The organism is Actinophytocola xinjiangensis (assembly GCF_001921215.1).
GTDB classification, from domain to species: Bacteria; Actinomycetota; Actinomycetes; order Mycobacteriales; family Pseudonocardiaceae; genus Actinophytocola; species Actinophytocola xinjiangensis.
This window is the reverse complement of the sequence record NZ_MSIF01000013.1, coordinates 26,499-49,081: the sequence shown is the minus strand read 5'-3', so window position 1 is coordinate 49,081 and position 22,583 is coordinate 26,499. Positions and strand designations below refer to the sequence as shown.

Genomic DNA, 22,583 nt, shown 5'->3' with positions numbered 1-22,583 from the left:
TGTCGTGAAATTCCTGTGCGCACTGGTGTTCTGCGTGGTGGCGGCCGGCTGTTCGGCTGGCTGTTCCGCGCCGCCGGCCGCCGACGACCCGGCCGGGGTGGCGCCCCCGGCGACCATCTCGACCTATGCCAGCACCGAGGCGCCGGCCCCGCCGGCCGAGGTGGCCAGGGCGAACCGGGACGTGGCGCGGGCGGCCGTACCGGCGCGGGTGCCCGGGTTCACGCCGGCCGGCGCCGGGGAGGCGGTGCTGCGGCTGTGCCCGTCGCTGAGCAGGGTGGTGCCGGCGGACCTGGTGCACGCCTTCGGGGTGTGGTCGGGGACCGGGCGCGACGCCGGCCGTTCGCTGGCGGTGACCGCGGTGCTCGACCCGGAGAACGCGCCGGCCGACCAGCTGCTGGCGACCCTGCTGCCCTCGGACTGCCCGGCCCAGGTCGACGGCGTGCACTACGTGTTCGACCGCCAGCCGATCGAACGGTCGGATGGCTGGACCGGTGTGCTGAACACGATCCTGGCCACCGACCAGGCCACCGGCGAGCGCTCCTACGAGGCGGCCTACCTGCTGTCCAAAGGAGATGCGCTGCTGAACGTGGTGGCCGGGCGGGCCGGGCGGGCCACGTTCGACCCGTCGGTCGACCAGACCGCGGCCGACACCGTGGAGCGGGCGATCGCCGCTTTCGCGGTGTGATCATCGGCGGTGTGATCGTCGACGGGTGATCATCGGCGGGGTGCTGGCGTAGCCTGCGGGACATGGATCCTCTGCGGGAACGTTCGGTCACCGGGGACGTGTTGGACTCCGTCGCCGCCGCGGCGCACGGCTACCTGTCCGGGGTGGACGAGCGGCCGGTGAGCCTGCCGGGCGCGGCCGAGGTGCTCGCCGAACTGCACCGGCCGCTGCCCGAGGAGGGTGTCGGCGCGGCCGAGTCGGTCGCCGAGCTGTTACGGGTGACCGACCTGGCCGCCACCACGTCCTCCGGTCCCCGGTTCTTCCACTTCGTCGTCGGCGGGTCGACCCCGGCGGCGATGGCCGGCGACTGGGTGGCGTCGCTGACCGACCAGGTCGGCGGGCTGTGGACGTCCTCGCCGCTGGCGACCACGCTGGAGACGGTCGCGCTGGGCTGGCTCAAGGACCTGTTCGGCCTGCCGGAGTCCTGGGGCGGGGTGCTCACCCCCAGCGCCACGTTCGCCAACCTCACCGGCCTGGCCGCCGCGCGGCGCTGGTGGGCCGGGCGGCACGGGCGCGACGTGCTGGCCGACGGGCTGGCGGGGCTGCCGGCGATGCCGGTGTTCGCCAGCGGGTACGTGCATCCCAGCGTGCGCAAGGCGTTGCAGATCCTGGGGATCGGCCGGGACAGCGTGACGGTGTGCGCGCGCGACGACGCCGGGCGGATCGATCTGGAGCGGCTGGACCGTGAGCTGGCGGCGGCCGGCGGTCCGGCGGTGGTGGTGGCCTGCGCGGGCGAGGTCAACACCGGCGACTTCGACCCGATCGACGCCATGGCCGACGTGTGCGAACGGCACGGCGCCTGGCTGCACGTGGACGGCGCGTTCGGCCTGTTCGCCGCGCTCTCGCCGAGGACCGCGCCGCTGCTGGCCGGGGTGACCAGGGCGAACTCGGTGGCCGCCGACGGCCACAAGTGGCTCAACGTGCCGTACGAGAGCGGGTTCGTGTTCGTGCGCGACCCCGAGGTGCTGGCCGAGACGTTCGGCGGGTGGGGTGTGCCGTACCTGGCGTCGATGGACGACCAGCAGATCGACTACAACCAGCTGGGGCCGGAGTCCTCGCGCCGGGCGCGGGCGCTGCCGATCTGGGCGACGCTGCGCGCCTACGGCCGCGACGGTCACCGGGCGATGGTCGAGCGGCACCTGGACGTGGCCGCGCACCTGGGAAAGGTCGTCGAGGCGGCGCCGGACCTGGAGCTGCTGGCGCCGGTCGGGCTGTGCATCGTGTTCTTCCGGTACCGCCCGGACGGGGTGCCCGAGGAGGAGTTGGACGAGCTGAACGCGGCCGTCGGCCGGGCGCTGCTGGCCGACGGGCGGGTCTACGCGGGCACGACCGTCCACCGGGGGATGACCGCGTTCCGGCCGGCGATCGTCAACTGGCGCACCACCGAGACCGACGTGGAGCTGCTGGCCGAGGTGATCCGCGAGCTGGGTGTCCGATTCGTTCAAGACGGCCGGTGAGCACCGGGGTTACCGTCGGGGTATGGCACCACGATTCGACCTGATCGGGCTGGTGGTGGCGGACATGGCCGCCTCCCTGGCCTTCTACCGACGCCTGGGGCTCGACGTCCCGCCCGGCTCGGACGACCAGCCGCACGTCGAGGCCGGTCTGCCCGGCGGTCTGCGGTTCGCCTGGGACACCGAGGCGTCGGTCCGCGCGATCGACCCGTCGTTCGAGCGGCCGACGGGATCGGCGGTGGGGCTGGCCTTCCTGTGCGACTCACCGTCGGAAGTGGACACGGTGTACGCCGGGCTGGTCGCCGCCGGGTACCACGGGCACCTGGAGCCGTGGGACGCGTTCTGGGGTCAGCGCTACGCGACCGTCGCCGACCCGGACGGCTACCACGTCGACCTGTTCGCGCCACTGGGTTGATCTCCCCGCCACCCGACCGGCACTCTGGGTGGTGATGTCAGCACGCCAGAAACACCTCAACCAGGCCCTGCTGCGGATCCCCCGGCGGGCCGAGGGCACCGACCGCTCCACGCTGTCGGCGACCTACGTGACCGCCGGGTCGTTCGCGGCCCTGCTGCACTCCCCCGACCACCAGATCGTCTACGGGCGCCGAGGCACCGGGAAGACGCACGCGCTGCTCTACCTGAGCGACCTGCTGACCGGCACCGGCGACGTCGCCGTGTACGTGGACCTGCGCACGATCGGCTCGGCCGGCGGCATGTACTCCGACAGCGCCCAGAGCGCGGCGGTGCGCGGCACCCACCTGCTGGTGGACACGCTGGAGGCGGTGCACGACGAACTGCTCACGGTCGCCGTCGAACGCGAGGTCACCGACCCGACCGGGCTGCTGGGTGCCCTGGACGCGCTGGCGGCGGCGGCGACCGAGGTGAAGGTCGTCGGGGAGGTGGCGGCCGAGACGACCGTCGGCGGCTCGCACGAGTCCGACGAGGGCGTGGAGCTGAGCGGCTCGCCGAGGCTGTCGGCCGGGCGGCGGCGCACGGTCACCGCCGAGAGCCGGCTGGTGCGCACCGGCATCGAGCACCACCACGTGCTGTTCGGGCCGCTGACCAGGGCGCTGCGCGGGATCACCCGGGCGCTGGGCGGCGCGCGGCTGTGGCTGCTGCTCGACGAGTGGTCCAGCATCCCGCGTGACCTGCAACCGTTCCTGGCGGACCTGTTGCGCCGCAGCGTGCTCCCGATCCCGGGGGTGACGGTGAAGATCGCCGCGATCGAACGCCGCTCGCGGTTCGCCGCGCCCGCGTCGGCCGGCGACTACCTGGGCATCGAGGTCGGCTCGGACGCCGCGTCGGCGGTGAACCTGGACGACTTCCTGTCCTTCGACCAGGGCCGGTCGCGGGCCAGGGACTTCTTCGCGCAGCTGTTCTTCAACCACGCCAGGATCCGGCTGCTGACGATGATCGCCGACCCGCCGCCGGACCCGGCGACGTTCGTCGAGGACACCTTCCGCCGCAACGCCTTCGCCGAGCTGGTCCGCGCGGCCGAGTGCCTGCCCCGGGACGCGATCAACATCGCCGCGCTGGCCGCCCAACACGCCCACGACGAGCCGATCGCCATCGGCGACGTCCGCCGCGCGGCCCGCGACTGGTTCCTGCGCGACAAGCAGACCGCGATCGGCACCAACGAGCCGGCCAGGGCGACCCTGCGCGGCCTGGTCGACGAGGTCGTCGGCCACCGCCGGGCGCGGACGTTCGTGGTCGACCAGCTGGCCGCCGAACGCAACGGCACCATCGAGGACCTGCACGACGCGCGTCTGCTGCACCTGCTGCGCCGGGGCATCGCCGACCCCCGCCGCCCCGGCACCCTCTACGACGGCTTCGCCATCGACTACGGCTGTTACGTGTCCCTGCTGATGGACGACCCCAAGTTCCACGTCCGCGACCGGGGAGACTGGCTCAACAGCCCCAGGGGCGTCCCCCCGGAGGGCTTCAACCCCGGCAAGATCGCCATCGACCCCAGCACCCTGTAGGCCCCCGCACCGTCGCGAACCGGCCCAGTTGTCCACAACCGCCGGTCTTCCCTCCAGGAACTGTCGGTGCCCGCCGGTAGCGTGGAAACCGGGGGGCCGAAGGCCACGGGGGCACACCGCCGGTGGCGGGTGAACACCGTTCACCCGCCACCGGCAACCTGGTCAGGCCGTCGCCTGCGGCAGCAGCTGGTCGAGCAGGTCGTGCAGGGTCAGCAGACCGGCCAGCTCACCTTCCCGGTACACCAGCGCCAGGTGGTTGCTGCGGTCGCGCATCGTGGTCAGTGCCGCGTGCGCGGGCGTGTCGTCGGGCAGCGTGAGGACCGGGCGCATCAGCTCGGCCGCCGTCTTGGTGCCCAGCAACGCGTCGCGCACGTGCACCATGCCCAGCGGCTCGCCGTCCCACACCACCAGGCGCAGGTGGCCGCTGGTCCTGGCGGCGGCGCGGACCGCCGCCGGCCCGTCGGTCGGGGCGACGGTGACCAGTTCGGCGCGCGGGCGCATGATCTCCCGGACCGGGCGGGTGTGCAGGTCCAGCGCGGTCGCCAGCTGGTCGTGGCGCTGGTCGTCGAGGGCGCCGACCTCGCTGGAGTGGTCGAGCAGGTGCCGCAGGTCCTCGGGGGTGTGCCCGCTGTCCAGCTCGTCGACCGGCTGCACGCCGACCGCGCGCAGGCACCGGTTGGCCACCCCGTTGAGCAGCACCAGCGCCGGGCGGGTCAGCCACATGAACGCCCGCATCGGGATCGCCAGCAGGGTCGCCGACCGCTCGGGGTGCGCGATCGCCCACGACTTCGGGGCCATCTCGCCGACGACCAGGTGGATGAAGGTCACCACGATCAGCGAGAGCACGAACGCGACGACGTCGGCGGCCGTCTCCGGCAGGCCCCACGAGCTGATCATCGGGGTCATCAGGTGGTGCACGGTCGGTTTGGTGACCGCGCCGAGCACCAGCGTGCACAGCGTGATCCCCAGCTGTGAACCGGCGAGCAGCATCGACAGGTCCCGCGCGCTGCGCAGCGCGGCCCGCGCCGAGGCGCTGCGCTCGGCGGCCTCGGCCAGCCGGTGCCCGCGCGCGGCCACCAGGGCGAACTCGATGGCCACGAAGAACGCCGACAGCGCCACCACCAGCACGGTGATCACCAGCGCCAGCAACGGATCCAGGTTACTCACGACCGGTCACCCGCCATCTCGGCCGGCGTGGTCAGGATGCGGACGGTGTCGGGAACCTTGCGGGCCACGGTGCGGACCTCGACGGTCAGGTAGGTGGGGGCCCCCGGCTCGGCGCCGGGCGGGTCGGGCAGTTCGACGGTGACCGTGTCGCCGGGGTGGGGCAGGCGTTGCAGCTCGGCCATCACCAGGCCGGCGATGGTCTGGTAGTCGCCGGCCGGCAGGTCGTGGCCGAGCAGGCGCTCGGCCTCGTCGATGTGCATGGCGCCGGGCACCAGCCAGCCGCCCTCCTCACCGGGGCGGACCCGGTCGGTGTCCAGCGGGTCGTGCTCGTCGGTGATCTCGCCGACGAGTTCCTCGGCGATGTCCTCGGCGGTGACGACACCGGCCAGCCCGCCGTACTCGTCGACCACGCAGGCGAACTCGTCGTCGGCCGCGCGGAGTTGGTCGAGCACGGCGGCCAGCGGCAGCGACGCCGGCACCATCACCGGGCGGTGGGCGATCTCGCCGACCGTGGTGGTGTCCAGGAAACGCTCGTCGAGGGCGAGCACCTCGCGCAGGCACACCACGCCGACCACGTCGTCGACGTCGTCGCCGAGGACCGGCAGGCGTGAGTGGCCGGCGGCCATCAGCGCCTGGGCGTGGCGCACCGGCTCGTTGACGTCGATGGTGGTCACCCGGGGTCGCGGGATCATGGCGTGTTCGGCGGTGCTCCCCTGGAAGTCGAGCACCCGGTCCAGCAGCGCCGACAGTTCGGCCGGCAGGTCACCGCGGTCGCGGGACGCGGCCACGATGTGCTCCAGGTCGCGCGGGGTGGCGGCGTGCTCGACGTCGTGCACCGGTTCGATCCGGACGGCCTTGAGCAGCAGTTCGGCGGCCCGGTCGAACAGCCAGATCAGCCAGCCGAACACGCTGAGGTAGGCCTTGGTCGACCAGGCGAGCCTGGTCGCCACCGGTTCCGGTCTGGCGATCGCGAGGTTCTTGGGGAACAGCTCGCCGAAGACCATTTGCACCACGGCCGAGAGCAGCAGGGCCAGGACGGTGCCGATGGCGACGCCGACGCCGTGCGGCACGCCGACGCCGCCGAACAGGTCGCCGAGTCCGGCGCCGATCAGCGGTTCGGCGACGTAGCCGACGAGCAGGCCGGTCGCGGTGATGCCCAGCTGGGCACCGGAGAGCATGAACGACGTGCGTTTGGTGATCTCCAGCGCGCGGGCGGCCTCCGCGTCACCGGCGGCCGCGCGGGAGCGCAGGCGGGACCGGTCGACGGCCATGTAGCCGAACTCCTGCGCGACGAAGTAGCCCGTCAGCACGGAGAGCAGCACGACAACCACCACTCCGAGCAGCACACCGAGGAGGCTGAGGATCACGTGCCCACCGCCTCGGAGTGGCTACCACGAGTGGGCACGTCGCTACAGCATGGAGGATCTGGGTCGTCCTGAGCTGGTTCACAGCGTCCGGTTTCTGGTTCGCGGACGCTGCCGGTACTTCGATAGGAGTCCATGACCCTCTCTCGTTCCTCTCCGTTTCGGTGTCACACAAAATACCAGGACAACGACGCGGACCCGGACGAATCGGCCGGGAGAGGGTGCGGGTTCAGGCGCGGGCGGTGATCTGCTGGATGACCCAGCTGTTGCCGTCGGGGTCGGCGAAACCCAGGAAACCGGCGTTGTTCAGGTCGTCGTCGTCGGTGGCCGGGCGGGAGCCCTGCTGGCTCATGAACGTGATCTCGCCGACGTCGACGCCGCGCTCGGCCAGCTCGCGCCGGGCGCGCCGCAGGTCGGCCACGACCAGTTGCACGCCGCCGAGGGTGCCGGGGGCCAGCGGCGACGGGGCGCCCAGGACGATCGAGCAGCCGGAGCCCGGCGGCGTGAGCTGCACGAACCGGGTGTCCGGGCCGAGGCGGGTGTCGTGGTCGACGACGAAGCCCATGGCCTGTTCGTAGAACGTCTTCGCCCGGTCCACATCGGACACGGGAACCACGATGACCTCGATAGTCCATTCCATAACCAGATGGTTCTATAACCGTCCGGTAGGTGTCAAGTGAGTAGGCTCGAACCCATGGAAGAGTTGAGCACCGACCGGCTCGTCGTGCGCGAATGGGAGCTCGACGATGCCGCGCCCGCGCTGGCGATCTACGGCGCGGAGAAGGTCACCCGGTGGCTCACCCCGGCCATGGGCCAGGTCTCCGACACGACCGCCATGCGCGCCGTGCTGCACGCGTGGACCGAGGCGCAGCCGAACATGCTTCCCCCGAGGGGACGATGGGCGATCCAACGCCGCGAGGACGGCGAGGTCGTTGGCGGTCTGGGCATCCGCCTGCTGCCGCCCTACGACGAGGACCTGGAACTGAGCTGGCAGCTGCGGCCCGACGCGTGGGGCCAGGGCTACGCCGCCGAGGGCGGCACCGCCCTCATCCGCTGGGCGTTCACCCAGGAGATCGACGAGCTGTTCGCCGTCGCGCGGCCGTCCAACACCCGGGCCATCGGCACCGCCAAACGGCTGGGCATGGCCTGGGTCGGCGAGACCGACAAGTACTACAACCTGACCCTGCAGGTGTTCCGGATCCGCCCGGCCGACCTGCCGCCGGACTGGGACTGAGCCCTCACCGGCCCCGGGTGGCGTAGCGGCCGCGGCCGATCGTGGCCACCACCGCCAGCGGAACCGCCACCACCAGGGTGATCACGAACATCGTGGTGAAGTCGCCGGCGTCGACCATCGGCCCGAACACCGCCGCGCCGATCGCGCTGCCGGTGAACAGCATCGTCGCGAACAGCGACACCGCCGTGGCCCTGGCCTTCGGAGCGACGTCGGTGGCCCAGGTCTGCAACGTGGAGTGCATGAACGCCCAGCCGGCGCCGAGCAGCACCGTCCCGGCGACCACACCCAGCGCCGCGTGCGAGAGCGCCAGCACCACGTAGGCCAGCACCGCCAGCGTCCCGCCGATCAGGATGAGCCTGGCCGGGGCGAGGCTGCGGGTGTAGCGCTTGACCACCCGCGCGAACACCAGCACCGACGCGCCGTAGGCCGTGGTCAGCAGGCCGGCGACGGTGACCGACAGCCCGCTGGCGTGCAACACGGCCGGGAAGAAGGTCAGCGGCCCGAGCAGCACCAGACCCTCGGTGAGCGCCAGGGCCAGCACCAGCAGCGCCGGGCGGTTGGCCAGCACCGAGCGCAGCGACGCCCCGATCGGCGCCGGGTCGCCGGCCGGCGGCTCGGGCAGCCGGCGCATCACCACCGCCAGCACCCCGCCGACCACGGCGGTCAGCGCGAAGGCCACCCGCCAGCTGGTGAAGTCGGCCAGCGCGCCGGCGGCGACGGTGGCCAGCGACATGCCGACGGCGGTACTGGTCATCAGGTCGGTCAGCGGCGCCTGGCGCACCCGCACCGGCACGGTGTCACCGATGTAGACCAGCGCGCCGGGGATGGCCGCGGCGAAACAGGCGCCGGTCAGGCCGCGGGCGACGACCAGCCAGCCCACGCCCGGCACGAGGGCCGAGGCTAGGCCGAACACGGCGGCGGCGGCCAGCGACAGGCGCATGGTGCGCACCCGGCCGAGCCGGTCGGAGACCATGGCCCAGCAGATCTGGGCGATGCCGTAGCAGAGGAAGTAGGCGGCGGCGGCCTGGCTGACGGCCTCGACCGAGCCGTCGAGGTCGATGGCGATGACCACCAGCATCGGCGCGATCATCAACCGGTCGAAGGAACTGGTGAACGCGGCCGTCTGGAGCAGCCGTAAGGCGCCGCGCCCGGCGCCCTCGGGCTCAGTGCTGGTCGACACGCGCCTCCCACTCCACATCGGACCGGGCCGCCCCCAACGTACCGGCCCAGCGGAGATAGAGGTCGTGGTCGACGTCACACAGGTCGAGCACGCGGCCGGCCAGGAAGTCCACCAGGGCGGCCACGTCCCGCGCGCCGGCGTAGAAGGCGGGGGTGGCCGGCATGATGACCGCGCCCTCGGCCGCCAGCGTCCGCAGGTTGTCCAACGTCGACAGCCGCAGTGGGGTCTCGCGCAGCACGACGACCAGCGTGCGGCGTTCCTTGAGGGTCACGTCGGCCGCGCGCTGGACGAGGTTGTGCGTGACGCCGGTCGCGACCGCGGCGACCGTCGCCGTGGTCGCCGGCGCGATGATCATCCCCTTGGTCCGGTACGAACCCGACGACGGCCCGGCGGCGATGTCGGTGGCCGGCCAGTAACGCAACGCCGAGACGTCCCGGTCCAGCCACGCCGACAGGTCCTCGCGCCAGTGCCGGTCCCGCACCCCCCGGCCGGTCTCGTCGAGCAACGTCAACCGGGCCGCCTGGCTGACCATCACGTCGACGTCCTCGCCGGCGTCGATCAGCCCGCGCAGGATCGCCGCCGCGTACGGCGTTCCGCTGGCGCCGGTGACGCCGACCAGCCAGGGGCGCCGCGTCATGCCGGCCGCCGCCCACCGGTCCTGGCGGTGATCCGCTCGGCGCAGGCGGCGACCATGGCACCGATCCGGCTCGCGTTGTCCTCGTGTAACTCGGTGAAGAACGCCAACGAGCACACCACGGCCGCCACCTGCCCCCGGCGGTCGAACACCGGAGCCGCGACCCCGCTCTGGGCCATGTCGTACTGCTGGATGCTCGTCGAGAACCCGTGCTCCCGGGTCGAGGCCAGCACCGCGTGCAGCTCGTCGCGGTCGACGACGGTGTGCGGGGTGAACTGCTTGAGCCCCAACCGGTCCACCCACTCGTCGACCACCGCGCCCGGCTGCCAGGCGTGGTAGGCCTGCATGATCGCCGGCGCGGAGAACGGGAACCCCTCCCCCACGCCGACGGTCACCCGCACGCCCATCGCCCGCTCGGCCTTGGCGGTGACCACGTAGCCGCCGGAACCGTCCGGCGCGGCCAGGAACACCACGAAACCCAGCCGCCTGGCCAGTTCCTCGATCTCCTGCTGGGCGACGCTGGCCGCCATGTCGTCGGTGACGCCGGTGAGGGTGAGCAGCTTCGGGCCGAGCACCCAGCCCGACCGCTCGCCGGTGGAGGTCACCCAGCCGACGCGTTGCAGCGTGGCCAGGATGTTGTAGCAGGTGCTCCGGTTGAGCCCCAGCTCGCTGACCAGGTCCTTGGGCGCGACCGGATGCGGCCACTCGGCCGCCAGCCGCTCCAGGATCCGTACCGCCGACGACACCGCCGGGACGTCACCAGCCACCGCCACACCCCCTGCTGCTCATGCGAGCTCCCGCGCCCACTTGCGTGCGACAGACTCTAGGTACTCGGGGTCGCCCGTGGACACCTTCGGGAAGGTCGACCGGCGGTCGTAGGGACGGCAGGCGTCGATCACGGCCCGGCTGTTGAACGGCGGGGCGCCCTCGACCAGCAGCGGGTCGAGCTTGCTGCCCCAGGTCCCCGGCACGATGTCGATGTCCTTGGCCGGGTCGCAGCGGGTGCTCATCGCCCAGATCACCTCGTCGAGGTCGGCGGCGTCGATGTCCTCGTCGACCACGACCACGAACCGGTTCATGTAGGCCGCCGCCGGCAGCTGCGCGGTGAGGTGGCCGACCTGGCGGGCGTGCCCGGCGTAGCGCGGCTCGACCGACACCGCGATGAACAGCCGCCCGCCGCCCGACTCGTGCGCCCAGGCCTTGCGCACGCCCGGCACACCGGCGTTGACCAGCGCGTCCTCGATCATCGCGGACTTCATGACGGTCCGCATGTAGGAGTAGTCGTGCGGCGGTTTGCCGGGCGGGGCGCCGAGCATGATCGGGTCGTCGCGGTGGTACATCGCCACGATGTCCATCGCCGGGGCCGGGCGCCGCTTGCCGGAGTAGTAGCCGGTCCACTCGCCGAACGGGCCCTCGTCCTGGAGGTGGTCGGGGCGCAGCCAGCCCTCGATGACGACCTCGGCGGCGGCCGGGATCGGCAGACCGGTCTCGCCGGTGAGCACCGGCACCCGCTGGCCCAGGATCGCGCCGGCGTAGGCCAGCTCGGAGATCCCGGTCGGCACCTCGGTGCCGCCGGTGACCAGCAGCACCGGGTGGTGGCCGAAGGAGACCACGACCGGCGCGCGGCCGTGGCGCTCGAACCAGCGCTGGGTGTGCTGGGCGCCGTGCTTGCCCGGCACGGCGTTGATGGTGGCCGAGCGGCCGTCCTCGACGACCTCCATCCGGTAGCAGCCGCCGTTGATCTCGCCGGTCTCCGGGTCGGAGGTGATCACCAGGCAGCCGGTGCCGATGTAGCGGCCGCCGTCACCGGCGTGCCAGCGCGGCACCGGCAGGTCGAGCAGGTTGACGTCGGGGCCCTCGATCACGTTGTCCAGCAACGGGGACGCGGTGACCACCTCGGGCGGGAAGTCGGCAGCGCCGGCCGCCCAGCGCGACGGCTTGCCGCGCAGCGCGGCGACCAGGCCGGCGTCGTCGAGGTCGTCGCCCAGGTTGAGCGTGTGGCCGAGGCGCCGCGCGGACCCGGTGGAGCCGGTGAGCACCCGGCCGCTCGGGTAGCCGTCGATGTCGCTGAACAGCATGGCCTTCGGGTTGGCCCGCTGGTAGCTCAGCTCGGCGATCGCCCCGAGTTCGGTGTCCCAGTGGGCGCCCCGGACCGACCGCAGCTCACCGAAGCCGTCGATGGTCTCCAGCCAGGTACGCAGGCTCGTCGCGGGCTCGGTCATCGCGGTCCTCCCAGCAGGTGTGCGGCGGCGAGGTCGAGGGCGCCGGGCGCCTCGAACAGGCTGAAGTGCCGGGCAGCGGCGAACACCTCCAGGCGGGCGCCGGGGATGCCCCGCGCCAGGGCCCGCGCCATGTCGGGCGGGGTGGCGTAGTCGTGCTCGCCGACGACCACGAGCGTGTCGGCGGTGATCCCGCCGAGCAGCGCCGAGCCGTCGAAGGCGCCCAGGGCCCGGCAGGCCTGGGCGTGCGCACGGGAGTCGGTGGCCAGGAACAGCTCCGAGACCCGGGCGACCTCGGCCGGGTCACGCCGCGCGAACTCCGGGGAGAACCAGCGGTCGACCTGGAAGCTCAGCTGCCGCTCGCGGGGCTTGCCGGTGGCGTTGTCCGCGCGCTGCGCCCACGCGGTCTCCTTGTCCGGCCCGTAGTCGGCGGTGGTGTCGGCCAGCAGCAGCCGCTCGACCAGTTCCGGGCGGGAGCCGGCGAGGGCGATGGCGACACAGCCGCCCATCGACATGCCGGCCACGGCGACCGGGCCGTCGTCGAGCGACTCGATCAGCGCGGCGGTGTCGGCGGCCAGGTCCTCCACGGTGAACGGTGAACCGTCCCAGGTGGACTTCCCGTGCCCACGGGCGTCCAGCGCGACGACGTTCGCGTGCGGCGCCAGCCGTTCGGTGAGCGGGGCCCACAGTCCGCCGGACATGGCCAGCGAGTGCAGCAGGACGACCGTGCTCACGCCGGGGACCTCCGCTGTGCGGCGGTGGCGACCGCCCGGCGGATCTCCGGGTAGGTGCCGCACCGGCAGATGTTGCCCTCCAGGTGATCGGTGATCTCCTGCTCGGTCGGGCGGGGGTTGTCGGTGAGCAGCTCGGTGGACATCAGCACGAACCCGGGGATGCAGTAGCCGCACTGCGCGGCACCGCACTCGACGAACGAGGACACCACCGCGTCGTTCTCGTCCAGGCCCTCGGCCGTGGTGATCTCCGCGCCGTCGTAGCGGCGCGCCAACGCCAGGCAGCTGGACACGCTCGACCCGCCGGAGAGCACGGTGCACGCGCCGCACGCGCCCACCCCGCAGCCCTCCCGCACGCTGGTGGTGCCGACCTGTTCGCGCAGCACGTCCAGCAGCAGGGTGTCGTCCTCGACGGCGACGCGGTGGTCGACTCCGTTGACCTTCAACGTGATCCGGACGGTCACGACTCCTCCTCCTGCTTGTTCTCCAGCGCGGTGACGATCGACTCCGGGGTCAGCGGCAGGGTGGTCAGCCGGACCCCGACCGCGTCCCGCACCGCGTTGGCGATCGCCGGGGCGATGCCCAGGATCCCGGTCTCCCCCACGCCCTTCGCGCCGAACGGGCCGTCGTCGTGCGGGCTCTCCACGACGATCGGGGTGAGCTTGTCGGGCAGGTCCCTGATCGAGGGCAGCTGGTAGTCCAGCAGCGTGCCGTTGACCAGCTGGCCCTGGTCGAGCACCAGCTGGTCGAACAGCGCGTGCCCGATGCCCATGATCGCCGCGCCGGTCAGCTGCTGCTCCACCAGCGCGGGGTTGATCGCCCGGCCGACGTCCCCGGCGACCGCCAGGTGCTCGAGGTGCACCCGCCCGGTGGCGGTGTCCACGGTCAGCTGCACGCCGATCGCGCCGGCGAACCAGTGCTCGGTGACCTTCTCCGAGCGGCCGGTCTCCTTGTCGTAGGGCGCCCACGAGGTGGTGAAGTTGGCCTCGGCGGTCAGCGTCGCGCCGCGCGCGCCGAAGTGGCCGTGCACCAGCTCGGCGACCGGCACCGTCCGCTCACCGGACCGCAGGCCTTCCGGGGTGAGCTCCACGTCGGCCTCGGCGACCTCGAAGTGCTGGGCGCCCAACGCGATCAGCTTGTCCCGCATGGCCTGCGCGACGCGCCGCACGGCGTTGCCGGTGTGGTAGGTGGAGCGGCTGCCGGCGGTGATCGTGTCGTAGGGGGTGGCGTCGGTGTCCGCGCGCACGACGTGGATGCGCTCGGAGTTCATCGCCAGCACGTCGGCGGCGATCTGCGCCATGATCGTGTCGCTGCCCTGTCCCATGTCGACGGTGCTGATCAGCAGCGTCGCCGAGGCGTCCTGGTTGAACTGGAGCACGGCGTTGGCGATCGTGGGCGTCAGCACGGCCTTCACGCCGACGGCGACACCGCGCCCGCGCCGGATCCGCCCGCTGCCCCGCTCCAGCGGCTCGAACCAGCCGATGGCGTTGGCCACCGAATCCAGGCAGGTGACGAAGTCCGCGCTGTGCATGCGGGTGCCCATCGGCGCCTCGTCGCCCTCGCGCAGCAGGTGCCGGCGGCGGAACGCGTAGGGGTCCTCGCCGAGCCGGTGGGCCAGCTCGTCGATCAGCGACTCGTGCGACCAGGTCACCTGGGGCACGCCGAAACCCCGGAACGGGCCGGCGGAGGGCTTGTTGGTGTACACGCAGCGCGACCGCACGTGCGCGGTGTCGATGCGGTACGGGCCGGGCGTGACCATGCCGGACTTGGCGGTGATCCTCGGCCCGACGTCGGCGTAGGCGCCGGTGTCGTAGCGCACGTCGGCGATCGAGGACACCAGGTTGCCCTCGGCGTCGGCGGTCAGGCTGGAGGTGACGGCCGCGCCGTGGCGGGTGGTCAGCAGGAACGCCTCCTCGCGGGAGGCGACCAGCCGGACCTTGCGCCCGGTCGTCCAGGCCAGCGCGGCGGCCAGCGGCTCCAGCCGGTCGTACATCTTCGCGCCGAAGCTGCCGCCCAGCGGGCGGGTGGTCACCCGCACCCGCGACAGCGGCAGGTCCAGCAGGTCGGCGATGGTCTGCCGCACGTAGGACGGGGTCTGGGTGGTGGTCAGCATCTCCAGCCGGCCGGCGTCCACCCAGGCGATCGTGCACGGCAGTTCGATCGGCACGTGGTGGGTCGGCGGCGCCCAGAACTCGCCGGTCACCGTGTGCGCACCGGCCTCGCGCGCGGCCTGCGCGTCGCCGTGGCGCAGCGTGTAGGTGTAGTTGACGTTGGTGTCGCGCACGCCGCGCAGGTGGCGCAGGTCACCGAAGACCGACGACGGCTTCAGCTCGTCGTGCACGAAGGCGCTGCCCTCCAGAGCGTCGGCCAGGTCGTAGACCGGTGGCAGCTCGTCGTAGTCGACCCAGACCGCGTCGGTGGCCGCGCGCGCGGTGGCGAGGTCGGCGGCCAGCACCGCGGCCACCGGCTCGCCGACGTAGCGCACCTTCTCGTGCGCGAGCGCCGGCTGGTCGGCGAAGGCCGGGCCGGTGAGCAGCCGGTCACCGAACTGCTTGTACAGGTCCGCGCCGGTGAGCACCGCGTACACGCCGGGCATGGCCAGCGCGTCCTCGGTGTGCACCGCGCCGATCAGCGCGTGCGGCTGGGTGCTGCGGTGCACGGCGACGTGCGCGGCCGCGCCGACCGGCTGGTCGCCGACGTGCGAGACCAGCCCGCGGACCCGGCCGGCGGTGTCGAACCTGGCCCGCCGGCCCCCGACCCATCCCTGCTCAAGCATGCTGAAGGTCCTTCCACGCGGCGCGAACCGCGTCCTCGACCGTCGCCCTGGCCAGGCGGCGCTTGTAGGCAACGCCGCCGCGCACGTCGGGGATCGGGTCCAGCTCGGGTTCGATGGCGGCCAGCGCGGCGTCCACCGCGCCCTGGTCGTCGAGGCCGGTGGCGTCGCACGCCACGTACCTCGGGGTGGGGGCGACCGCGCCGAGTCCGATGTGCATCGTCGAGCCGGTGACCAGCACCGAGGCGGACGCGCACGGCCAGTCGTTCTCACCGAGCGAGGAGTTCTTGACGAACCGGCCGGCGCCGGGCGGCTGGGCGGGGATCCGGATGCCGGAGACCAGCTCGTCGTGCTCGATCGCGGTCTCCTGGAAGTCCACGAAGAACTCCCGGACCGGGATCTCCCGGGTGCCGCGCACGGAGCTGGCCAGCACGGTGGCGTCGAGGACCAGCAGCGCGGTCGGCGGGTCGAGCCGGTAGTCGCCGTGGGCGATGTTGCCGCCCGCGCTCGCGGTGTTGCGCACCCGGGGGTTGGCGACCTGGTGGTAGGCCTCGGCGGCCAGCGGGGCGTGGGCCCGGACCCGCTGGTCGGTCTCCATCCGCCGCACGCTGACCATCGGACCGACGGTGAGAACGCCGGCACCGGGGGTGATCTCGCGCAGGCCGGGGATCCCGGCGAGGTCGACGAAGTTGTCGGCGAACAGGATTCCCTGCTTGATCAGGATCTGGATCGCGGTGCCGCCGCCGTAGACCATCGGGTTGTCCACCGTGGACAGCAGCTCGACGGCCTCGTCCAGGGTGTCCGGCCGGTGCAGGGTCGGCATCAGCGGCCCCGTCGGAGCAGGGCGACCAGCAGGGCGACCAGCGAGGTGAGCACCGCGGCGGCGGCGAGGCGGCGGCCGGTGGGGTCGGCGACCGCGACGGCACCGCCGGTGCTCGTCGGGGCCGCCGAGTCTGTGGTGGCGTCGGGGGTGGGGGCGGGGAGCGTGACCGGTGTGCTGGCCGGGCGGGCCTTCTTCTTCGTCTCCGGGAGTTTGTCCTCGGGGGCGCCGCAGGCGATGGCCAGGGCGCGGGCGAACTCCAGTTCGATCTCGCGGCTGCGGCGGCGGATGATCGGCTCGCCGAGGCGGCCGAGCTTGCCCCACAGGGCCATGTCCATCTCGTAGCCGATGACCGCCGAGTCGCTGCCCTCGGGGCGGACCGCGAGGCGGGCGTCGATCTTGATGGAGCTGCCGAGCCGGCGGTCCTCGCCCTTGAGGACGGCGGTGACCTCCTTGGTCTCGGTGTCCTCGCTGATCGTCTGGATCGCGGCGGAGAACCCGGCGGAGAACCGCACGTGGGCGATCTCGTTCACCAGCTTGCCCCGGTAGTTCTTCTCGTCCACCCGCTCCAGCTGTTCGCAGCCGGGGATACAGCCGCGCATGGTGTCGGGGTCGAAGAACAGGGCGAAGACCTTGTCTGGTGCCGCGGGTACGGAGAACTCGGAAGCAAGTTTCATTGAGACCGCCATAGGAGACTAGAAGTCCTGTCAGCGAGACAGTAGGAGGGTAGATTCGCGGTGTCAAGAACTCGCCGTAGGATCGTGACAGGCCTTGACGTCGCTGTTTACCAGTCCTTAGCATCCGCTCCACAGGACAACGAGTGTCATATAGAGGACCAGGGAGTACCCCATGGCCATCACCAAACGTCTTCTGGCCGCCGCGGCGGTCGGGCTGATCGCGCTCTCCGCGACGGCCTGCGGCGGACAGGACGCCGCCTCGGACGACGGCGACCCCCGCACGCTGCGCATCGCGCACAACTCCAACGCAGCCGCCCTCCCGGTGCAGGTGGCCATGGCCGAGGGGATCTTCGACAAGCACGACCTCAAGGTCGAGTTCACGAAGGTGGAGAACATCGGCACGCTGCCGGGCACGCTCGGCCGCTCGTTCGACATCGCGCTCTCCGTGCCGACCACCGTCATCTCCGCCGCCCAGCAGGGCATCCCGGTCACCCAGGTGTCCGGCGCGACGCTCGACGTCGAGGACAACCCGACCGGCTTCGTGATCGGCTCCAAGACCTCCGGGGTCACCGACATCAAGCAGCTCGCCGGCAAGACGCTGGGCGTGCTGACCGAGACCGGCACCACCCACGTCGCCACCAAGGCCTGGCTCAAGCAGGAAGGCGTCGACCCGGCCAGCGTCAACATCGTGCAGGTCGACGGCCCGGCCCAGGCCGACCAGCTCGCCGCCGGCCGGATCGACGCGGTCGAGACCGTGATGCCCTTCGCCACCAGCGTGCTCGCCGACGACAACGCCGTGAACCTCGGCGACCCCTACCTCAAGCTCGCCCCCGAGCTCTCGGCCATCCTGTGGATCTCCCGCCAGGACTGGGCCTCGAGCAACGCCGAGGTCATCGCCGACTTCCAGGCCGCGCTGGATGAGGCGGCCGAGTTCATCGCCGGCAACGACGACAAGGCCCGCCAGGTGCTCAAGGAGTACACCGGCCTGCCCGACCCGGCGATCAAGGCGGCCGTACTGCCCACCTACACCACCGAGGTCCGCCCGCAGGACATGGAGATCTGGCTCGACGCGATGCGCGAGGCGGACGGCTTCGACGGTGATGTCGACCTGAACGCGCTCGTCGCGTCCCAGGGCTGACATGACTGCGGTGTGGGACGAGTTCGTCCCGTCCGGGGAGCTGGAACGGTTGCGGGCAAGCGGTTTCGGCAGCGAGGTCGAGCTCGGCGAACGACCCTGCCTGCTGGTGATCGACGTGACCCTGTCGTTCATCGACACCAGCTACCCGACCGGGTGCGGGCAGGTCGGTTGGGACCGGCTGCCCGCGATCGTCTCGCTGCTGGAGACGGCACGGGCACGCGGGATCCCCCGCGTGCTCACCGCCGGCTCCCCGGCCGACGCCGAGTTCGTCGGCGGGGCGGTGAAGCTGAGCCAGGACCGGGACACCGCCCGGCTGGTGCACGGCGCGCCGTTCCCACCCGAACTCACCCCGCGCGAGGACGAGTACGTGGTGCACAAGGCCAAGGCCAGCGCGTTCTTCGGCACGCCGCTGCTGACCTACCTGACCCGCCACCGGATCGACTCGCTGATCGTCGCGGGCACCACCACCTCCGGCTGCGTGCGGGCCAGCGTCGTCGACGCCGCGTCCCACGGCTACCGGGTACTGGTCGCCGAGGATGCCTGCTTCGACCGGTCGCCGTTCGCGCACGCGGCGAACCTGTTCGACATCGAGGTCAAGTACGGGTCCGTCGTGGACACCGCGCGGGCGAACGAACTGATGGGAACACGATGACACCGACCATCTCCTGCACGGACCTGGAGGTCACGCTGCCCGGCGCGTCCGGCGCGGTGAACATCCTGGCAGGGGTGAACCTGTCCGTCGCCAAGGCCGAGTTCGTGTCGATCCTGGGCACGTCGGGCTCCGGCAAGACCACGCTGCTGCGGGTCCTCGGCGGGCTGCTGCCGGCCACCGGCGGCGAGGTCCGCTGCGACGGCACCCCGATCCAGGGCCCGCCCGACGGCGTGGTCACCGTGTTCCAGGACTACGCGCACTCGCTGCTGCCGTGGCGGACCGTGCGGCGCAACGTCGCCCTGGGCATCGAGGCACGCCTGGGCAGGGCCGAACGCGACGAGCGGGTCGACGAGGCGCTGACCATGGTCGGCCTGCTGGAACGGGCCGACGAGTACCCGTGGCGCCTGTCGGGCGGCATGCAGCAGCGCGTGCAGATCGCCAGGGCGCTGGCCACCCGGCCCCGGGTCCTGCTGATGGACGAGCCGTTCGGCGCGCTGGACGCGATGACCAAGGCGTCGTTGCAGGACCAGCTCCAGCAGGTGCAGTCGCTGACCGAGACCACGATCGTGTTCGTCACCCACGACGTGGAGGAGGCGGTGTACCTGTCCGACCGGCTGGTCGTGCTCAACGGCAGCCCGGCCGACATCGGGCTGACGCTGGACATCCCGCTGCCCCGCCCGCGCCACCAGATCTCCACCAAGGAACGCGCCGACTACCTGGAGCTGCGGCACCGGGTGTACGAGGCGCTCGGCCACACGGTGGGTGAACCGGCCCGTGGCTAGGCGGATCAACGTCCTGGGCGCCGCGGTGTTCGTGCTGGCGCTCGGGCTCTGGGAGCTGCTGGTCCGCACGTCCATCCTGGACTTCGCGTACCTGCCGCCGCCGACGGTCGTCGCGCAGGGCCTCGGCGAGCTGGTCTCCTCCGGCGAGCTGGGCGAGGCGCTCGGGCACACGCTGTTCGCGGCGCTGAGCGGGTGGGCGTTGGCGGCGCTGGCCGGCGTGGCCGCCGGGTCGGTCCTCGGCCTGGTCCGTCCGGTGTGGATGTACTCGATGGCGAGCCTGGAGGCGTTGCGGGCGCTGCCGATCGTGGCGTTCGTGCCGGTCGCGGTCCTGCTGTTCGGGTTCTCCGTGCAGACCGAGATCATGGTCGCCTTCTACGCGGCGCTGTGGCCGATCCTGCTGAACACGATCAGCGGCATGCGCACCGAGCCGAGGATGCTGGAGTCCGGCGCGGTGCTGCGGCTGTCCCGCGCGGCCGTGCTGTGGAAGATCCGGCTGCCCGGCGCGACCGCGATGATCGTGGTCGGCCTGCGGCTGGGCCTGTCGGTGTCGCTGGTGCTGACCCTGGTCGCCGAGATGGTCGGCAACCCGGCCGGTCTCGGCTTCCTCCTGGTGGAGAAGGGTCAGGCGTTGCAGCCGGGCCAGATGTTCGCGGCGGTGTTCGTCATCGGGGTCACCGGCATCATCCTCAACGCACTCGTGATGGGCGCGGCCCGGCTCGCCTTCCGCGGGCAGATGGCGTCCTCCGGGGAGGTTTCGTCATGAAAGCCAAGAAGGAACGCGGCGGCACCCCGATCCGGGGACTGCTGCCGCTGGTCGCACTGCTGGTGATCTGGGAGCTGGTCGGCGACCCGGCCTCGCCGTACTTCCCGCCGCCCTCGACCTGGATCGACGGCATCCAGCCACTGATCGACGCCGACAAGCTGCTGCCGGCCATCGGTCAGACGTCGCTGACGTTCGTCCTCGGCCTGGCGATCGCCACCGCGCTGGGGGCGATCGTGGGCACCCTGGTCGGCGCCAGCCGCTCGGTCGACCGGGCACTGTCGCCCAGCCTGGAGTTCCTGCGGGCGCTGCCGGCGGCCTCGCTGGTGCCGGTGGCCGCGCTGGTGCTCGGGTACACGACGCAGATGAAGCTGGTCGTGGTGGTGCTGCCGGCGACCTGGCCGATCCTGCTGACCTGCCGCACGGCCCGGCGCACGCTCAGTCCGGTCCTGCTCGACACCCCGCGCACGCTCGGACTGTCCACCTGGCACCGCACGACCAAGATCCTCACCCCGGCGCTGACCCCGGCCGTGCTGCTGGGCGTGCGGGTCGCCGCGCCGCTGGCGCTGATCATCACGCTGCTGGTGGAGATCGTCACCCGGGTCAACGGTCTGGGAGCAGCGCTCGGGGCGGCCCAGGCCGGGTTCCTCTCCGCCCAGGTGTACGGGTTGCTCACGATCGCCGGCATCCTCGGGTTCGCGGTGAACTGGATCGTCACCCGGGCCGAGACGTCGGTCAGCCGCCGCATGCGCGGCACCGTGTAGCCCGAGCGGCGCGACCCCTGCGCCGTTCGGCGCATTACCGCTCCCGGTGGCGTCATGCCCGTCACGTCGTCACGTTCCTCTCACCGTCGAGAGGACGAGACGATGATGACGAACGAGTGCGGGGACCACGACAGATCCCGGGGCGGGCTGGAGGTCCTTTCCCCACGACAGCGCGAGATCATCCGGTTGCGCGTCGTGGTCGGGCTGTCGGCGGCCGAGACCGCGCACCGGTTGGGCATGGCTCCCGCGGCGGTGCGCATCGCCCAACACCGTGCGCTGAACCGGCTGCGCGCTCACTTGCAGGGGTAGTTGGCCTTCGAGCAGGTGATGCCGTAGTTGTAGGCGTCCTTGAAGTGGTTCATGTACCCGGTGTACAGCGGGTGGGTCGCGCCGGTCTCCCAGCCCATCTTGACGAACAGCTCCTCGTTCTCGTTGAGGGCGTCCTGGGTCCAGTTCTGCGAGCCGGTGTACACGCGGTAGCGGTAGGTGCTGCCGAACTTGCCGTACAGGGCGAAGTACTTGTCGTGCACCTTGTTCATCCGGCGGATCTTCACACCGGCGCCGAGCAGTTCGTCGTAGACGCCCTTGCTCATGCTGATCCCCTTGGAGGCGTCGCCACCGACGACCATCCACACCCAGCACCCGGCCCGCCGGTACCGCTTGACCTCCTCGACGAGCTTGGGGCGCCCGGAGGTCACGCTCGCCATCCCGATCCGCAGCCGGCAGTTGGCGTCGGGTGTCACGTCGTCGAGCCGGGTGACGATGGTGTCGGTCTGCCCGGCCCGTTCCGGCGAGGCGTAGACGTCGGCCGGCAGGGCCATGTAGTAGCCGCGCTGGGAGGCGGAGTCGTAGTAGTCGTTGTTGGCGTAGTGCCGGCGGGCGTACATGTCGTTGAAGTTGGCGTTCAGTCCGTCCATCAGCGACTCGGCGCCGTACACGGTGATCGCGTTGTTGAACGACTGCGGCCCGGTGGAGTAGGTCAGGTTCGACGACCCGAACCAGGAGACGTGGTTGCGGGCCGTGCCGGCGGGGTCGACCGTCCGGCTGAAGGTGAACATCTTGGTGTGCATGTCACCGTCCGGGCTGGTGGAGACGCACCCCGTCCCGCCGTTGGAGTTGGTGCAGAACTTGTGGCTCAGTTTCTTCAGCGCGGCGACCGACGGGTCGGTGGAGGACGCGTTCTTCCCGTCGATCACCACCTGGACGCTGACGCCTCGGTTCTTGGCCTTCACCAGGTCGTCGGCGACGCCGTCGATGCTGATGGAGTGGATGGCCCCCCGGATCCGCGCCCCGGACGGCGTGCGCTGGATGAGCCGGCGCAGCTCGTTGACGATGGTGTAGTCGCTTCCGTTGCGGGGGTTGGAGAAGTGCGCCCACACCGGCCGGTTGGCGATCGTGGCCCTGGTCGAGGACACGGCGACGCCGACGTCCCCCGCCTCGACGATCTCGGCCGCGTGCCCGGTCGGCGCCGGCGGCGCCAGCAGAACCCCGGCCACCAGTGCTCCGATCACCAACACCTTCATGCCCG

At 71.9% G+C, this 22,583-nt stretch carries 23 protein-coding genes and 1 pseudogene; 11 read left to right on the top strand and 13 right to left on the bottom strand.

The annotated features are described in order from the left end of the window. Positions 1–4 precede the first annotated feature (4 nt). The 4 genes from BLA60_RS24470 (at position 5) to BLA60_RS24455 (ending at position 4,160) form a co-directional block, all read left to right on the top strand. Positions 5–685 (top strand): hypothetical protein, encoded by a 681-nt coding sequence (locus BLA60_RS24470; protein WP_075135333.1) that lies wholly within the window; start codon positions 5–7, stop codon positions 683–685. A 62-nt stretch (positions 686–747) separates the two neighbouring features. Then, positions 748–2,181 (top strand): pyridoxal phosphate-dependent decarboxylase family protein, encoded by a 1,434-nt coding sequence (locus tag BLA60_RS24465; protein WP_075135332.1) that lies wholly within the window; start codon positions 748–750, stop codon positions 2,179–2,181. A 22-nt stretch (positions 2,182–2,203) separates the two neighbouring features. Next, positions 2,204–2,593, top strand: a complete 390-nt coding sequence (locus BLA60_RS24460; protein ID WP_211288836.1) for a VOC family protein — start codon at positions 2,204–2,206, stop codon at positions 2,591–2,593. 34 nt (positions 2,594–2,627) lie between these two features. Beyond that, positions 2,628–4,160, top strand: a complete 1,533-nt coding sequence (locus BLA60_RS24455; RefSeq protein ID WP_245812132.1) for a hypothetical protein — start codon at positions 2,628–2,630, stop codon at positions 4,158–4,160. Positions 4,161–4,322: 162 nt separating this feature from the next. On the opposite strand, the gene BLA60_RS24450 is transcribed toward BLA60_RS24455, so the two are convergent. The 3 genes from BLA60_RS24450 to BLA60_RS24440 form a co-directional block, all read right to left on the bottom strand. Beyond that, complete coding sequence (locus BLA60_RS24450; protein WP_075135330.1) at positions 4,323–5,327, bottom strand: hemolysin family protein; 1,005 nt, start codon at positions 5,325–5,327, stop codon at positions 4,323–4,325. Further along, positions 5,324–6,694, bottom strand: a complete 1,371-nt coding sequence (locus BLA60_RS24445) for a hemolysin family protein (RefSeq protein WP_075135329.1) — start codon at positions 6,692–6,694, stop codon at positions 5,324–5,326. Before BLA60_RS24445 ends, BLA60_RS24450 begins: the two co-directional genes overlap by 4 nt. Positions 6,695–6,920: 226 nt before the next feature. Next, a complete protein-coding gene (locus BLA60_RS24440) occupies positions 6,921–7,331 on the bottom strand; it encodes a VOC family protein (RefSeq protein ID WP_075135328.1) in 411 nt (136 codons plus the stop codon). Between the two features lie 54 nt (positions 7,332–7,385). Here BLA60_RS24440 and BLA60_RS24435 point away from each other — a divergent pair, with 54 nt between their 5' ends. Continuing rightward, positions 7,386–7,925 (top strand): GNAT family N-acetyltransferase, encoded by a 540-nt coding sequence (locus tag BLA60_RS24435; protein ID WP_075135327.1) that lies wholly within the window; start codon positions 7,386–7,388, stop codon positions 7,923–7,925. A gap of 4 nt (positions 7,926–7,929) precedes the next feature. Here the strand turns inward: BLA60_RS24435 and BLA60_RS24430 are convergent, their stop codons facing one another. The 9 genes from BLA60_RS24430 to BLA60_RS24390 are packed head-to-tail and all read right to left on the bottom strand — an operon-like array spanning position 7,930 to position 16,959. Next, positions 7,930–9,105, bottom strand: coding sequence for an MFS transporter (locus BLA60_RS24430; protein ID WP_162293006.1), 1,176 nt, complete (start codon positions 9,103–9,105; stop codon positions 7,930–7,932). Continuing rightward, positions 9,089–9,742, bottom strand: coding sequence for a UbiX family flavin prenyltransferase (locus BLA60_RS24425; protein WP_075135326.1), 654 nt, complete (start codon positions 9,740–9,742; stop codon positions 9,089–9,091). Before BLA60_RS24425 ends, BLA60_RS24430 begins: the two co-directional genes overlap by 17 nt. Next, entirely contained in the window at positions 9,739–10,506 is a 768-nt protein-coding gene (locus BLA60_RS24420) for an IclR family transcriptional regulator (RefSeq protein WP_162293005.1), read from the bottom strand. Before BLA60_RS24420 ends, BLA60_RS24425 begins: the two co-directional genes overlap by 4 nt. Positions 10,507–10,524: 18 nt before the next feature. Beyond that, a complete protein-coding gene (locus tag BLA60_RS24415; RefSeq protein WP_075135324.1) occupies positions 10,525–11,961 on the bottom strand; it encodes a UbiD family decarboxylase in 1,437 nt (478 codons plus the stop codon). After that, positions 11,958–12,692: an alpha/beta fold hydrolase gene (locus BLA60_RS24410; protein ID WP_075135323.1), complete on the bottom strand. Its 735-nt coding sequence runs from the start codon at positions 12,690–12,692 to the stop codon at positions 11,958–11,960. The genes BLA60_RS24415 and BLA60_RS24410 overlap by 4 nt, the downstream gene beginning before the upstream one ends. After that, positions 12,689–13,153 (bottom strand): (2Fe-2S)-binding protein, encoded by a 465-nt coding sequence (locus tag BLA60_RS24405; protein ID WP_075135322.1) that lies wholly within the window; start codon positions 13,151–13,153, stop codon positions 12,689–12,691. Before BLA60_RS24405 ends, BLA60_RS24410 begins: the two co-directional genes overlap by 4 nt. Next, positions 13,150–15,465 (bottom strand): xanthine dehydrogenase family protein molybdopterin-binding subunit, encoded by a 2,316-nt coding sequence (locus BLA60_RS24400; protein WP_075135321.1) that lies wholly within the window; start codon positions 15,463–15,465, stop codon positions 13,150–13,152. The genes BLA60_RS24405 and BLA60_RS24400 overlap by 4 nt, the downstream gene beginning before the upstream one ends. Further along, positions 15,458–16,285, bottom strand: a complete 828-nt coding sequence (locus BLA60_RS24395; RefSeq protein WP_245812131.1) for an FAD binding domain-containing protein — start codon at positions 16,283–16,285, stop codon at positions 15,458–15,460. The genes BLA60_RS24400 and BLA60_RS24395 overlap by 8 nt, the downstream gene beginning before the upstream one ends. Beyond that, complete coding sequence (locus tag BLA60_RS24390) at positions 16,285–16,959, bottom strand: SRPBCC family protein (protein WP_075135320.1); 675 nt, start codon at positions 16,957–16,959, stop codon at positions 16,285–16,287. Before BLA60_RS24390 ends, BLA60_RS24395 begins: the two co-directional genes overlap by 1 nt. Positions 16,960–17,131: 172 nt before the next feature. Between BLA60_RS24390 and BLA60_RS24385 the strand changes: the two genes are divergently transcribed. The 6 genes and pseudogenes from BLA60_RS24385 to BLA60_RS45685 all read left to right on the top strand — a co-directional run. Further along, positions 17,132–18,097: an ABC transporter substrate-binding protein gene (locus BLA60_RS24385; protein ID WP_075135319.1), complete on the top strand. Its 966-nt coding sequence runs from the start codon at positions 17,132–17,134 to the stop codon at positions 18,095–18,097. A gap of 1 nt (position 18,098) precedes the next feature. Continuing rightward, complete coding sequence (locus BLA60_RS24380; RefSeq protein WP_075135318.1) at positions 18,099–18,749, top strand: isochorismatase family protein; 651 nt, start codon at positions 18,099–18,101, stop codon at positions 18,747–18,749. Continuing rightward, positions 18,746–19,531, top strand: coding sequence for an ABC transporter ATP-binding protein (locus BLA60_RS24375; protein ID WP_075135317.1), 786 nt, complete (start codon positions 18,746–18,748; stop codon positions 19,529–19,531). The genes BLA60_RS24380 and BLA60_RS24375 overlap by 4 nt, the downstream gene beginning before the upstream one ends. After that, entirely contained in the window at positions 19,524–20,294 is a 771-nt protein-coding gene (locus BLA60_RS24370; protein ID WP_154814554.1) for an ABC transporter permease, read from the top strand. Before BLA60_RS24375 ends, BLA60_RS24370 begins: the two co-directional genes overlap by 8 nt. Then, positions 20,291–21,055 (top strand): ABC transporter permease, encoded by a 765-nt coding sequence (locus BLA60_RS24365; RefSeq protein WP_075135315.1) that lies wholly within the window; start codon positions 20,291–20,293, stop codon positions 21,053–21,055. Before BLA60_RS24370 ends, BLA60_RS24365 begins: the two co-directional genes overlap by 4 nt. Positions 21,056–21,184: 129 nt before the next feature. After that, positions 21,185–21,364, top strand: a pseudogene (locus tag BLA60_RS45685) (sigma factor-like helix-turn-helix DNA-binding protein); the annotation flags it as partial. Here BLA60_RS45685 and BLA60_RS24355 read toward each other — a convergent pair. Further along, complete coding sequence (locus tag BLA60_RS24355; RefSeq protein WP_084735231.1) at positions 21,349–22,578, bottom strand: phospholipase D-like domain-containing protein; 1,230 nt, start codon at positions 22,576–22,578, stop codon at positions 21,349–21,351. The pseudogene BLA60_RS45685 and the gene BLA60_RS24355 sit on opposite strands and share 16 nt — an antisense overlap. Between the last annotated feature and the right edge of the window lie 5 nt (positions 22,579–22,583).

What these genes read in the sequence shown, in the direction of transcription:
- BLA60_RS24465 (WP_075135332.1), top strand. Translation starts at nt 748, where the DNA reads ATGGATCCTCTGCGGGAACGTTCGGTCACCGGGGACGTGTTGGACTCC.
- BLA60_RS24460 (WP_211288836.1), top strand. Translation starts at nt 2,204, where the DNA reads ATGGCACCACGATTCGACCTGATCGGGCTGGTGGTGGCGGACATGGCC.
- BLA60_RS24455 (WP_245812132.1), top strand. Translation starts at nt 2,628, where the DNA reads ATGTCAGCACGCCAGAAACACCTCAACCAGGCCCTGCTGCGGATCCCC.
- BLA60_RS24440 (WP_075135328.1), bottom strand. Translation starts at nt 7,331, where the DNA reads ATGGAATGGACTATCGAGGTCATCGTGGTTCCCGTGTCCGATGTGGAC.
- BLA60_RS24435 (WP_075135327.1), top strand. Translation starts at nt 7,386, where the DNA reads ATGGAAGAGTTGAGCACCGACCGGCTCGTCGTGCGCGAATGGGAGCTC.
- BLA60_RS24425 (WP_075135326.1), bottom strand. Translation starts at nt 9,742, where the DNA reads ATGACGCGGCGCCCCTGGCTGGTCGGCGTCACCGGCGCCAGCGGAACG.
- BLA60_RS24415 (WP_075135324.1), bottom strand. Translation starts at nt 11,961, where the DNA reads ATGACCGAGCCCGCGACGAGCCTGCGTACCTGGCTGGAGACCATCGAC.
- BLA60_RS24400 (WP_075135321.1), bottom strand. Translation starts at nt 15,465, where the DNA reads ATGCTTGAGCAGGGATGGGTCGGGGGCCGGCGGGCCAGGTTCGACACC.
- BLA60_RS24395 (WP_245812131.1), bottom strand. Translation starts at nt 16,285, where the DNA reads ATGCCGACCCTGCACCGGCCGGACACCCTGGACGAGGCCGTCGAGCTG.
- BLA60_RS24390 (WP_075135320.1), bottom strand. Translation starts at nt 16,959, where the DNA reads ATGAAACTTGCTTCCGAGTTCTCCGTACCCGCGGCACCAGACAAGGTC.
- BLA60_RS24385 (WP_075135319.1), top strand. Translation starts at nt 17,132, where the DNA reads ATGGCCATCACCAAACGTCTTCTGGCCGCCGCGGCGGTCGGGCTGATC.
- BLA60_RS24380 (WP_075135318.1), top strand. Translation starts at nt 18,099, where the DNA reads ATGACTGCGGTGTGGGACGAGTTCGTCCCGTCCGGGGAGCTGGAACGG.
- BLA60_RS24375 (WP_075135317.1), top strand. Translation starts at nt 18,746, where the DNA reads ATGACACCGACCATCTCCTGCACGGACCTGGAGGTCACGCTGCCCGGC.
- BLA60_RS24365 (WP_075135315.1), top strand. Translation starts at nt 20,291, where the DNA reads ATGAAAGCCAAGAAGGAACGCGGCGGCACCCCGATCCGGGGACTGCTG.
- BLA60_RS24355 (WP_084735231.1), bottom strand. Translation starts at nt 22,578, where the DNA reads ATGAAGGTGTTGGTGATCGGAGCACTGGTGGCCGGGGTTCTGCTGGCG.